Annotated in this window: 15 protein-coding genes and 1 pseudogene; 3 read left to right on the top strand and 13 right to left on the bottom strand. The window is 65.4% G+C overall.

All coding sequences use genetic code 11. The features are described 5' to 3' along the window. Positions 1-124 (top strand): annotated as a pseudogene (locus OQ789_RS20780) (cutinase family protein); the annotation flags it as partial. A 77-nt stretch (positions 125-201) separates the two neighbouring features. Here OQ789_RS20780 and OQ789_RS20775 read toward each other — a convergent pair. Both OQ789_RS20775 and OQ789_RS20770 read right to left on the bottom strand, forming a co-directional pair. After that, on the bottom strand, positions 202-981 hold the full coding sequence (locus OQ789_RS20775; protein ID WP_324688028.1) for an Rv3717 family N-acetylmuramoyl-L-alanine amidase: 780 nt from the start codon (positions 979-981) through the stop codon (positions 202-204). Positions 982-997: 16 nt separating this feature from the next. Then, entirely contained in the window at positions 998-1,351 is a 354-nt protein-coding gene (locus tag OQ789_RS20770; RefSeq protein ID WP_324688027.1) for a hypothetical protein, read from the bottom strand. A gap of 80 nt (positions 1,352-1,431) precedes the next feature. Between OQ789_RS20770 and OQ789_RS20765 the strand changes: the two genes are divergently transcribed. Continuing rightward, positions 1,432-2,601, top strand: a complete 1,170-nt coding sequence (locus tag OQ789_RS20765; RefSeq protein WP_324688026.1) for an acyl-CoA dehydrogenase — start codon at positions 1,432-1,434, stop codon at positions 2,599-2,601. Here the strand turns inward: OQ789_RS20765 and OQ789_RS20760 are convergent. From OQ789_RS20760 to OQ789_RS20740, 5 genes are all read right to left on the bottom strand, one after another. After that, a complete protein-coding gene (locus tag OQ789_RS20760) occupies positions 2,581-3,117 on the bottom strand; it encodes a TetR/AcrR family transcriptional regulator (protein ID WP_324688037.1) in 537 nt (178 codons plus the stop codon). The two genes, OQ789_RS20765 and OQ789_RS20760, sit on opposite strands and share 21 nt — an antisense overlap. A gap of 144 nt (positions 3,118-3,261) precedes the next feature. Continuing rightward, complete coding sequence (locus tag OQ789_RS20755; RefSeq protein ID WP_324688025.1) at positions 3,262-3,807, bottom strand: carboxymuconolactone decarboxylase family protein; 546 nt, start codon at positions 3,805-3,807, stop codon at positions 3,262-3,264. After that, positions 3,804-4,316: a carboxymuconolactone decarboxylase family protein gene (locus tag OQ789_RS20750; RefSeq protein WP_324688023.1), complete on the bottom strand. Its 513-nt coding sequence runs from the start codon at positions 4,314-4,316 to the stop codon at positions 3,804-3,806. The genes OQ789_RS20755 and OQ789_RS20750 overlap by 4 nt, the downstream gene beginning before the upstream one ends. A gap of 229 nt (positions 4,317-4,545) precedes the next feature. Next, the gene (locus tag OQ789_RS20745) at positions 4,546-5,220 is read right to left on the bottom strand and encodes a C39 family peptidase (RefSeq protein ID WP_324688021.1); all 675 of its coding nucleotides are present in this window, start codon (positions 5,218-5,220) and stop codon (positions 4,546-4,548) included. A 200-nt stretch (positions 5,221-5,420) separates the two neighbouring features. Further along, entirely contained in the window at positions 5,421-6,260 is an 840-nt protein-coding gene (locus OQ789_RS20740) for a GAF and ANTAR domain-containing protein (protein ID WP_324688019.1), read from the bottom strand. Between the two features lie 237 nt (positions 6,261-6,497). On the opposite strand from OQ789_RS20740, the gene OQ789_RS20735 reads away from it, so the two are divergent. Continuing rightward, positions 6,498-7,148, top strand: a complete 651-nt coding sequence (locus OQ789_RS20735) for a cutinase family protein (protein ID WP_324688035.1) — start codon at positions 6,498-6,500, stop codon at positions 7,146-7,148. A gap of 249 nt (positions 7,149-7,397) precedes the next feature. On the opposite strand, the gene OQ789_RS20730 is transcribed toward OQ789_RS20735, so the two are convergent. The 6 genes from OQ789_RS20730 to OQ789_RS20705 form a co-directional block, all read right to left on the bottom strand. Further along, positions 7,398-8,066 carry a hypothetical protein gene (locus OQ789_RS20730; protein ID WP_324688018.1) on the bottom strand — a complete coding sequence of 223 codons (669 nt, stop codon included), beginning with the start codon at positions 8,064-8,066 and terminating at the stop codon, positions 7,398-7,400. A 390-nt stretch (positions 8,067-8,456) separates the two neighbouring features. Continuing rightward, positions 8,457-9,149 carry a hypothetical protein gene (locus OQ789_RS20725; RefSeq protein WP_324688017.1) on the bottom strand — a complete coding sequence of 231 codons (693 nt, stop codon included), beginning with the start codon at positions 9,147-9,149 and terminating at the stop codon, positions 8,457-8,459. 435 nt (positions 9,150-9,584) lie between these two features. Beyond that, entirely contained in the window at positions 9,585-9,992 is a 408-nt protein-coding gene (locus OQ789_RS20720; protein WP_324688016.1) for a type II toxin-antitoxin system VapC family toxin, read from the bottom strand. Continuing rightward, positions 9,989-10,249: a type II toxin-antitoxin system Phd/YefM family antitoxin gene (locus OQ789_RS20715; protein ID WP_324688014.1), complete on the bottom strand. Its 261-nt coding sequence runs from the start codon at positions 10,247-10,249 to the stop codon at positions 9,989-9,991. Before OQ789_RS20715 ends, OQ789_RS20720 begins: the two co-directional genes overlap by 4 nt. Positions 10,250-10,380: 131 nt before the next feature. Further along, positions 10,381-10,638 carry a hypothetical protein gene (locus tag OQ789_RS20710; protein WP_324688013.1) on the bottom strand — a complete coding sequence of 86 codons (258 nt, stop codon included), beginning with the start codon at positions 10,636-10,638 and terminating at the stop codon, positions 10,381-10,383. Between the two features lie 74 nt (positions 10,639-10,712). Further along, positions 10,713-11,165: a VOC family protein gene (locus OQ789_RS20705; protein ID WP_324688012.1), complete on the bottom strand. Its 453-nt coding sequence runs from the start codon at positions 11,163-11,165 to the stop codon at positions 10,713-10,715. Positions 11,166-11,206: the final 41 nt, after the last annotated feature.

Here is an 11,206-nt window from a genome sequence, read left to right as displayed (position 1 = left end):
CTTCGCCGCCCACGACACCTACGCCGACGACGGCGCCATGATCGACAAGGGCGTCGCCTTCGCCTCCAGCCACCTGGGTGTCGGCGGGCCGGCCCCGGCTCCGGCGGGCGGATTCGGCAGCTGAGCAACCGCTCGGTTAGGCGGGAATCCTGAGTTAGCTGACCACCAGCCCGAGCACGTCGATCGGTGAGCTGCGTGCCGCTAGCCGCCCGGGGCTTTGGAGTTCAAAAAAGCGACTATCCCCTGGGTTACCGCGGCGGCGTACTTCGCGCGGCCGTCCGGACTTTCCATTCGCGCCAAGTCGCCGGCGTTTTTCATGTTGCCCAGCTCGACCAGGACGGCGGGGTACTGGGCCAGGTTCAGCCCGGCGAGGTCGTCGCGGCCGTACAGGCCGTCCGATCCGATGTAGTTCGCCGGTGCCAAACCGGACTGGACCAACGCATCCCGCATCGCGCGCGCCAGCTGCACGGCCGGCCCGGCTTGGACCTCGCCCAGCGGCGGGCTGGAGTAGTTGACGTGGAATCCACTCCCGGACGGGGGTCCCCCGTCGGCGTGGATGCTCACGATCGCGTCCGGGTGCATGGCGTTGGCCGCCGCCGCGCGTTGGTCGATGCAGGGGCCCACACCGCTGTCGCTGTCGCGCGAAAGCTGAGTTCGCACACCCTGCTGGTTCAGCGAGTCGTTGATCAACCCCACCACCACCCACGTGAACGTGTGCTCGGGATAGCCGTCGTCGGCGACCGCTCCGGAAGTCTGGCACGCCTTGGTGCCACCGCGGCCGTTGGGAACCTGACGATCGATCGACGCGTCGCTCACGGCGTTGTGGCCCGGATCGAGGAAGACCGACATCCCGGCCACACCGGCGGTCGCGCGCGGGAGCGGCAGCACCGCGCCGGCGGCGACGACCGTCGGCAGCACGCCGGCGATTTTCAGGACGTCGCGGCGCACGACGGATCGCAGCCCACCCGGGCGATCACTCACCGCGCGATGGTAGCAATCAGCACGCGCGGTCCGGCCGCTGATGACGGCGCGGTAGGTGATGCCGCGCCGGAAAGAGGTAGTGCATGAGTTCGGCGCCTTCGGGCCCGTAGATGCCGCGGTCGTCGCCCCGCAGCACCCAGCGGTGCTGCTGGTCGGCGCGCGCGGCGATAGCCCGCCGGCGGCCCGCGGACTCGGCCGAGCGCCTCTCGTACCACCGCAGCAATGCCCGCGCGAGGAAGAACAGCCCGGCGAGTGCCACTGCGCCGAGGATCCACCAGATGAACTTGATGACGACGCCGATGAGCAGCAGCAGGCCCAGCACCCCGCCCAGCCCGCCACCCGAGCTGGCCGTGGAACGACGACGACTCATGGCGTGAACGTACGTCGGGGGTCTGACATCAACGGCGGCCCATCAGGCTCTGTACTAAAAAGTATGTTAGGGTCGACGGCATGTCCGTGGTGGAAAGCCGTCCTCTGCACGGTGTGACCGACGAATTCGTGGCCCGGCTGGCCGATCGCGCCGAGGATGCCGAACACCTGCGGCGCCTGCCCGCGGCGACGATCAGCGATTTCACCGAGACCGACCTGTTCCGGTTGCTCCTGCCCGCCCGATTCGGCGGCCTGCAGGCCTCGTTTCCCGAACTGCTGCAACCGATTCGGCGCATGGCGCACGGCTGCGCATCGAGCGCCTGGACGCTCGGTTTCTACACGCTGCACAACTGGATGCTGTCGCTGTTCGATCCGCGGCTGCAGGAGGAGGTTTTCGCGTCCGGGCCCGTGCTGGCGCCGGCGCCCCTGGCCCCCACCGGCCGCGGTGTACCGGCCGACGGCGGGGTGCGCCTGACCGGCAGATGGTCCTGGGCGACGGGCGCGCTGGATGCCGACTGGGTGATCGTCGGCGCGCTGATCGAGCGACCCGACCGTATCGATCCCGCGTTGGCCGTGCTGCCCGCCGGCCAGGTGGAGGTCGTGGACACCTGGCACACGGCCGGCATGCGCGGCACCGGCTCGCACGATGTCGTCGTCACCGACGCCTTCGTCCCCGAGCACCGACTGGTCGCCGTCGCCGACATCTATGGCGGGACGGCGCCGGGCGCGCGGGCGCACGGGGCCGCGACGTATCGGTGGCCGTTGGTTCCCGCGTTGGCGCTGACGGCGTCGATGCCCGTGCTCGGGACCGCGGAACGGGTCGCCGAACTCTTCGCCGAACGGCTCAGCGGGCGCGTCCTGGCCTATAGCGGGGTGGCGCAAAAGGATCAGCCCGCCGCGCAGATCAGGCTGGGCGAGGCCAGGGTGCGGTTGAGCGCTCTGCGGGCGCTGGTGGCAAAGACCGCCGACGACATCGAGGCGATCGTGGTCGGCGGCGAACGGGTGAGCCGATCTGTGCGGGCCGACGCACGGCTGGCTGCCGCGCGCACCGTGCACGAAAGCCGGGCGGTGATCGCCGATCTCCTCGAGGCGTCCGGTGCCAGTGCCCATTTCCTGTCCAGCCCCATGCAGCGCGCCAAGCGCGATGTGGACATCGCCGCGGGGCACGTGGTGTTCGACTACGACGTCAGCCGAGAGTTGGCCGGGGCGTTGGCGATTGGGGCGAAGATTTCACCCATCGCCATGGTCTGAGCCGGCCGTCTCCCCCAGCATCAGGGCCAGGAACCGTTCGCGTTGGGCCACTGATTGGGCCTCTTCGGCCGACCTGGTGAGGTGCAGCAGCCCGATGCCCGCGGCGAAGGTCAATTCGGCCCGCAGCCTGGCGTCCTCGGCGCTGAAACCGTAGTCGCGGTAAGCCTTTATCACCGTGCGCAGCAGTAGCCGGTCGGTCGCGCGGATGCTGTCGGCGGCTACCGGGTCCAGGCGAGCCCATTCACGCATCGCGCGTTCCAGCATCCAGTACTGGGGGCTGACCAGCGTGCGCGTCAGTGCCGACAGGCGTTCCCGGGGCGGCAGCGCGTCGAGTTCGGACAGCGCCTGGCGATCGCGTTCCAGGAATTTGTTCCACGATTCGACCAGCGCGGCCCGATATTTCTCGATGTCCTCGAAATGCCAATAGAAGCTGCCGCGGGTGACGCCGGCCTGCTGGCAGAGGCGTTCGACTTTGAGGGCGCGCACCCCCTCCTCGGCAAGCACGGTGTAGCCCACCTTCAGCCAGTCCTCGGCGGAGAGGCGGGCCGACGGGTGCTTTCCCACAACCACAACTGGAAGATTACGGGAGTCATTGCACGCCGGAGGCGAGATGAGACGATCTCGAGTTCGCGGCAGCGCGGGGTCCGGCGGGTGCCGAATTCACCGCGTGGGCGGCACCGGGAGCCGGGCGGCGTCATCGAGGTCGACGTCCAGCGCGTTGAGCATCAGCGCCAGTCCCGCATATCGGCTGATCACCAGCAGCGCCTCGACGGTGGCCTCCGAACCGAGGGCCGTGTGCACCTGTGTGAAAAGCTCGGCCGCGACGCGGCGCGTGCTCACCAGCTCCGTCGTCAGCCGCAGCATCGCCAGCTCGGTGGCATCGAATCTCCCCGTGTGCCAATCTGATTCGGAGACGACGGCGTCGACGGTATCGGCGTCGACGCCCACCGTTTGTGCGACATCCCGGTGCTGGCCCAGCTCGTAGGCGCAGTCCATCAGGTACGCGGTGCGCAGGACGATCAGTTCGCGAAGCCTCCTCGGCAGCACCGGGCTGGTGAGGGCCGCGTCACCGGCCACCATCCAGCCGGTGAACACCTGCTCGGCGTTGGCCAGTGCGCGGTACACGTTCAGATTGCCCCGCCGCGCGGTCAATTCGCGGGCGAGTTCGGTCATGTCCTCGGGGCGGCGATAGGGGACGCGCGTCATGGTGCGTCGATCTCCAGGTCGACGGCGTTGAGCACCAGCGCCAGGCCGTAGTAGCAGCCGACGATCATCAGCAGCTCGGTGAGCGCCTCGTCACCGAGCAGGGCTTGGGCGGTGGCGAAGGCGTCATCGCTGAGCCGGCGGGTGGTGCACAGCTCGGTGACGGTGTCGACGACGACGCGTTCATCGCCACTGAATCCGTCCAGATCCCCTGTGCCGAGCAGGGCGTCGATCTGCCGGTCGGACAGCCCCGCGGCGCGGCCGAAGACCTTGTGCTGGGCGAGTTCGTAGGGCGAGTCCTGAAGATGGGCCACCCGCAAGATGATCACCTCGCGCATCCGCGGGGTGAAGGTGGGGCTGTCGAAGAGCCGGCCGGCCATCTGTGCCCAGCCGTCAAACACGTTGGGGGCGTTGGCGAGCAGTCGCAGCACGTTGAGCGTGTCGGGTCGGTTGAGGAGTTGCCGGATCTGTTCCGGTTGCTCATCTGCGTTGGCCAGGGGCATGCGCGTCATCGCCGACTCCCTTTCTCGTCCACGAAGGATTCCTCGACTGTAGTGAACGCCTCTGTTGGGAGGGATACAGCGTTACGAATTCCGCTAGCGCATGCGCTATCGCTCGCTCACCCGCCTAGGCCACGCGGCAGAACTCAGCCGGCTTTGTCCAGCCGGAAGGGCAGCGAGATCACCGTAAACTTTCGATTTCCTTTTATCGCAGGCTATTTCGCTATCGTGTCGCCGACCGTCACTTCGTGACGATTGCCGAGTTGTAGTTCGGGGCCCACGCCTTTTCGAAGGTGGCGATGCGAACCTGCTCGTCGCGGCCGGTATTGATCCCGCTGTCGTTGAGGTGCACCACACCGGCCTTGCTGTCGATGCCGGTGACAACCACGAAGTGATTTGCAGAGTTCCGCTGCCCGGGCCGGTTCCAGATTGTTTCGGCGTTGAGTATGACGATGACCTTGTGGCCTTGCCCGAGCTTGCGCGCCAAGGCGTCGGCGTGGGTCTGGATGTTCTCAGCTCTGATCCAGTAGTGCCACAGCAGTACCGGAAGGTCGGTGATATCGGTGGTGCCCGTGGGCTTCCAGATCGGCCCGTGACCGGTTGTGCTCGGTGTGTTTTCGGCCAGCGCCGTGATCTGGTGCTCGGTTGGCTGGCGTCCCGTCAGCTGTCCGACCACATCGGCCACCGCCATTTCCCCGCAGTCCGAAGCGTGTTGCTCGCGCCAATAAGGCGCCGCGGCGACGGGGTCGCCATACATTCCCAACTCATGGTCGGCGTCGGGGACGGGAGCGCCCGGGTTGGCGTGGACCCCAGCGGCCAATATCACCGGCACGACCGCGGCGGTGGCGGACAACAGAATGACCCGGCCAACCGTTCGTGCGGCGGTGGCGGCCTTTGCCCTCAAGGTGCTCGTCATGCGTGCCCGTTCTCGAGCCGCCGCGGCGGCGTGTAGATGTGACGAGAAGAGGCTCAGATGTGGCCCTGAGCAGGTATTCAACAGAGACTTCGGGATAATGCCGCGGCGACGCGCGGGTGGTTATCGCGATGAGATCAAGCTGTTAGATGCAAGATCCAAAGCCCCGTGGCGCATGTGCTGTGGCCCGGCGGCCAGCGAGCTCAGACCGCCTGCGGCTCATCGGCTTCCGGCGCGGAAGTCGTGCTGAGTTGCTGGACGAGATCGGCGGCGACGGCACGCAGCGGGATGTTCGTCTCCTGGCTTTTCCGGCGCAGCAAATCGAAGGCCTGGTCGGCGTCGATCTGGTGGATTGCCATCAGCATGCCTTTGGCCTGTTCGATGGGAGCGCGAGTTTGCAGCGCGCGCTGGATGGAGGCGGCCACGTCCCGGGCGGACCGGAAGCGGGAAAAGTCACCGATCGCGCGGGACACTGCCGTGGTGAGCATTGCGAGAATCTCGGCATCGAAGTTGTCGAATGCCGACCGCGAACGTCCGTAGAGATTGAGCGATCCCAGCGCTTGTTCGGCGGTGAATAGGGGCGCGGCGAGGAAGCTGAGAATTCCTTCGTCGCGGGCCGCAGCGGCGAACCTCGGCCACGTCGCGGCGGCGGCGTCGGAGTCGACAAGCACGATGGCGCGGGTCCTGGAGGCGTCCAGACACGGTCCTCGGCCGACGTCGTATTGCTCGGTATCGACACGCAGAGTGCGCTGGTCAGTGTGCACCGCGGTATAGAGCCTGCCGCCCAGGTCGATGGTCACCCCCGTGCTGTCGGCGCCGTCGACGGCGTCGTGTGCGATCTCGCAGACGTGCTGCAGCAGCGTCAGCAGATCGTCCTCGTCGGCGATGCTGCGGCTGGCGCTGACCAGCATCTGGCCCAGCATCGTCGGCGTGATCCTGTTGTCGGCGGCGGCTTGGATGACCAAGTCGGCGACCTGCTCGCTGTCCTGCGCCGACGCGGCTGCCGGGAGGGAGTCGTCGGTGCGCCGATCCTGGGGAACCATCCGCACAGTGTGACACGAATTGTTGTCGGTCACGCCCGCTGAGCAGGCATTCAAAGCACTGCGTGGTTGCGTTCGAGGGTCACGATTGCGATGAGTTCGTCTTCCAGCCGGGGGGCCGACGCCGGCGACGCCGCCGACGTCTGTTTCGGCCGACCTACCAGCGGGCATTCGCCGACGGTGAGCGCATTAAGATTCACCGGTTTGCTGGGAACCGCCGTCGCAACAGCCTGGGCGTGCATGGTCAGCGCACCCGTCCCCATCGTGTCCGCCGTCCCGTGTCCTGACGTGGAGGTGGTGTTCGCCCGTGGTACCGGCGAGCCACCTGGAGTCGGCGGGGTTGGGCAGGCTTTTGTCGACGCGCTGGGGTCGCGAATCGGCGGCAAGTCGGTCGGGGTTTATCCGGTGAACTACGCCGCCAGCGGCGACTTCAATGGCGGCGTCGCCTTCGCGGCAACCGTCGTCGACGGGATCAGGGACGCCGGCGCTCATCTCGAATCCACGGCGACCAGCTGTCCGAACACCAGAATGGTGCTCGGTGGCTATTCCCAGGGCGCCGTCGTGTCCGGCTTCGTCACTTCGGCTGTCGTGCCGAAGGAAGTCCCCGCAGAGTTCGCCTCCTCCGTGCCTCAGCCGCTGCCGCCGGAGGTGGCCCGCCATGTCGCGGCGGTAGTGCTGTTCGGAACACCGTCAAACGAGTTCTTGCGCGATTCAGGCGCGCCACCCATCACGATCGGTCCCCTCTACGCAGCCAAGACGATTCAGTTGTGCGCTCCCGACGACAGCATCTGCGACGGCGCGCCTCCGGGGCCGCCCGGCATCGCTCACACTCTGTATCCGGCGAACGGCATGGTTGGCCAAGGCGCGGATTTCGCCGCGAGTCACCTGTAGGCCGCGCGATTGGGTTTCGTCGTGTGGCCGGTTGCGAGCATCGCCGAATCGCCGGCGTTGGACGCTGGGCTTCGTGCCGCCCTCGCAGTGGCGGTCGCCAGCCGACACCAGCGAAGCTGACCCGCCCGACAATCTGTATGCAAACTGCCGGAGGGCTTCCCGGCCAACGCGCGCGGTGCGCGGAGCTGACCCTGCGTGGGTCACCCCGGAAGACGTTCTCCCACAGTCGAAATCAGCGAAAACTGGTTCCTAGTACGCAAGAGCGTTATCAAACGCCGTCCGCGTTGATTTGATGACTGTCCTCGCCATCAGAAAGTTGCCGCCGCCACCGATGACGGCTCCCAGGCCGAACGGCGCTGCGCGGCCGAGAACGATGATTCCGCGCTTCGTTCCATATTTGGTAATGAAGTGTCGACCAAGAACGCGATTGATTGGGTTGATCGTCTCCATCGGTACCGCCTGTACGCCGCGGACGCCAAGATGTGAGCCGGTTCGTCCGGCGGCTTTGGAAACGCCGCCAGCCATACCCCCGCCCGCGAGAACCATTAAGAGCAGCGCACGTTGTCGCTCATAGTGTTCAAGGCGGATCCCGTAGACACTCGCCACGGCCAAGACATGCGTGGCGCTCGCCGTGAGAAAGAAGGTGCCGTCGCCGACTCCGCTAGCAAGCGCGGCGGCGGTGCCGGCCCCTGGGACCGCGGCGACGCCGCCTGTTGCGGCACCCGTGGTGGTTACCGTCGTCGAAAACAAGGCCTCGAGCTTTCTCACCAGCACTTCATCTGTGGCGTCTGGGTATTGCGCGCGCAATTTATCGACGGCAACGCCCGCAAGTTTGGATGCTTGTTGGATGGCCTTATCCAGGACACCGTTGTACTCGCGGAGCGTTTTGCGCTCGCCATCGGCACCATCGTCCTTCATGCTCTCCCCCTTCTGTGACCCATAGGCCGACCAGAGACCGCGCGACGGCTCCACATTCCGCGACATTCCGCGCGTTTTGCTGGTCTGGCCGAGACTATGACACACCAGCGACGCGTCGTGTTGTTTGCCCGTTACCGGGCATCACAGAGGCGAAATCAATGACGCCAACTAGCGGCCGACCTTCAAACTGCTACCACCGGTGGCCGCACTCCGCGCAAACCCATTCCCAAGGTTCTACGCAGCAGCCCATTGCCTCCATCCACGGCTCAAGCGCCCCCGAAGACAGCATCCCGTAAATCGTTGACAGCGCACGCCGCGCCGAGCAAGACGGACAGCGCGGATGAAGACTCAGACGAAAATCCAGGAAACTGGTGAATCCAGCAAGACGCATCATGTCGCGACATGAATCGCACAGCACCCCAGGCCAATCCGGGGCAATGACATCGGATAGCGCGGTCTAACCTTGATCTGATCGGCGGAGTAAGCGACACGACCCTCTCGGGCTTCTGGTTCGGTGATCGGATCCACGAGGCGCAACGGATTACGCGAGATCGTGGGTGGGTCGATGGCATGAATGTGCAAGCGGTCGCGGGCATCTTCTCCCGTCAAGTCAAGCCGACGCTCACACGCCGTACACTTTCCCTCTGATTTCAGCAGAATGCGTCCGGCGGCGAGCGAGGTATGGCCTAAAAGTGCGTCCGTCGTCGACGGGTTGTAGCCACCGATCAAAGCAACGACGGCATCCAACGACTTGCTGTGGTAGACGTTGTCGCTTCTGGGGTTAACCACAAAGTCAGCCAGCATGTTCAGCGTGCCGAGCTCGAGCAACCCGGTAAGGGATGCGGGGTTGATGTTGGCGAAGGCGTTCCCAACGTCGCCGTCTGGCCCGACGATGGCAACCGCGGCCAGCACCGATTGCGGGTCTGTGTCGAGAACACCGATCACGACGTCTCCTGGCTGAATGCCACCGCTCGTGCGCCATGGACGATAGGGCGAGCATCGTTCCAGTACGCAGATCAACGCATCCTGCCATGGCCGCCCGTCGACGATGTGAACGGTAGGGACACTGGCTTTCTTGCGCATCGACGTATTGTCCTCGGACGGTCTGACAAGTTGAGCCGCTAGAACCAAAGCATCGGCGCATCGGTTGGGTCTGTCCGCTTCCGCCACTCGTATTCCGCATCGTTCATCCAGTCCATAAGCGTCTGAGTCCCCGACACCGCGCCTCCATCTCAGTTCCTGCGAGTGCACTGTAAGCCAGGTCACCGAGATCGCTTGCGAGTGGTTAGCTAACGGATCGAGTGAGCCAGCGTCGGGCTCATGCTGCCCGCGCCCGCGCCGACCGCCAAAAAGGGGTCTGCGCACACGTGAGTCGACACTCGTCACGGCCCTGCCGATGCCCAGGCGCATCGTGATCCACGATCGACCGGTACGCCGTTGTGTGGCAACCGAAATGGATTCTTACTGCTCGTCAAGCTCGTTGCGTGCGCCGCTCTATAGCCGCTCTCGCGTCTATCGTCAAACTCGAATAATCGTCACATTCCGGGCGCCATCGAGGGCGGCGAAGTCGTCGTCCTGAGTCACGATTGCCAATCCTCTCGATGCTGCGATAGCCGCGATCCATAAGTCATTAGCCAGCATCCGCCGTCCAGCTTCGGCTAAATAGATCCGCAACCTCGCCCACATTCGAGCCGCATCATCATCAACTGACAGCGTTTCCATATCCGCAATGGATTCCAGTGTCGCGAGACGCTGCGCCCGGATGTCAGATGTCGTCGCGGCCAGCACTCCGGCGTGAAGCTCGGCGAGGGTGACGACAGTGGTGGCGACCTCGTCGGGAATCCGTGCCTCGTCGAGGTAACGTCCGGTTTCCGACGCGATGAACACCGAGGTGTCGAGCACGGCGGCCGCGGACGTCGCAATCATTGAATCGGCCCGAGATCCTCGGTGGTGTCACCTGCGAGTTTCGCGAGATCCCGGCGCAACCCGGGATCGGCTTGAGCGCGGCGCAGGCGCGAAAGCAACTCTGCCTTGCTCAGCCAACGCCTGCGCTGTGGAGCAACTGCGGTGAGAACCGCAACGGGCCGGCCATTGACGGTGATGGTGACGTCCTCACCTTCCCGAACGCGCCGCAACACCCCCGCCGTATCGTTGCGCAGCTCACGAGACGCCACCTCAGACATGCTACGATCGTAGCACTATCGTAGCCATCGTATGGTCCCACCTTGTGCGAGGCAGAGAGACGTTGCGACAGAGTGACTTTCGAGCCGGGGGTCGCTCGGAGGCCTGGACACCCGCCACCCGGGCCACGCTCTCACGGTGTCGGTATGTATTGATCGCACCGATACGTAGCCGGGTTACACATCACCGGAAGATTGGTCCAGCCGCCGTAGGTGCCGGGGACATTCCAAGTGGGCATCAGTGGCCCGTCGTTGTAAGGGTTTGGCATGTACTGGCAGGTGTTGAACCGCGCGCACGGCGGATCGGCGTGCGCGGGGGCCGCTGCCAGGAGGCTCGTCACTGCACCGGCGAACACCGGGGCAACAAGCAATTTCACCGCGATGGTCTTCATGACGAGACGATCTCATCCGGCACCGACAACATGGTCGTGTCACCACTCGCCGGTAGCGACAAAGCGGGTGAGCCTTAAGGCCGCGGCGGCAACACCTTCAACCACCCGTCCGAAAGCAACTCCAGCAACTGCCCATCCGGATCCCGAATCATCGCCGCGCCGGCCGACACGGTCGAATCGACCACCGCTCCCCCGAACTCCACCACCTGAGCCAGCACGCCCGGAAGGTCGGACACCGAAAGCGAGATGTGCGTCAGCCCGACCTGATCCATCACCCGCTCCGAGCCGGCGTGCACCTGACGCTTCGAGTAGTTCATCAGCTCGAGCACGAACCCGTCCCGCACCAGATACGTCGCGTGCACGCCGAGCGGCTCGGGCAACCCCACCAGCTGGGACGTCGCGCCATCCGGCGGGTCGAGTTCCCACCAGAACTCAAACCCCAGCAGGCCCTCGTAGAACCGGCGCGACCGCGCGCGGTCGGTGACGCATAACCCAACGTGATTGAAAACCGTTCGATGACTACTCAACACAACCTCCGCCGCACGTCAGACCCCTGACGAACCCGATT

The sequence above is a fragment of the Mycobacterium sp. 94-17 genome (assembly GCF_035617725.1).
Taxonomy (GTDB): Bacteria; Actinomycetota; Actinomycetes; order Mycobacteriales; family Mycobacteriaceae; genus Mycobacterium.
Note: the sequence above shows the minus strand (reverse complement) of the source record. Positions and strands in the feature narration are given on the sequence as shown.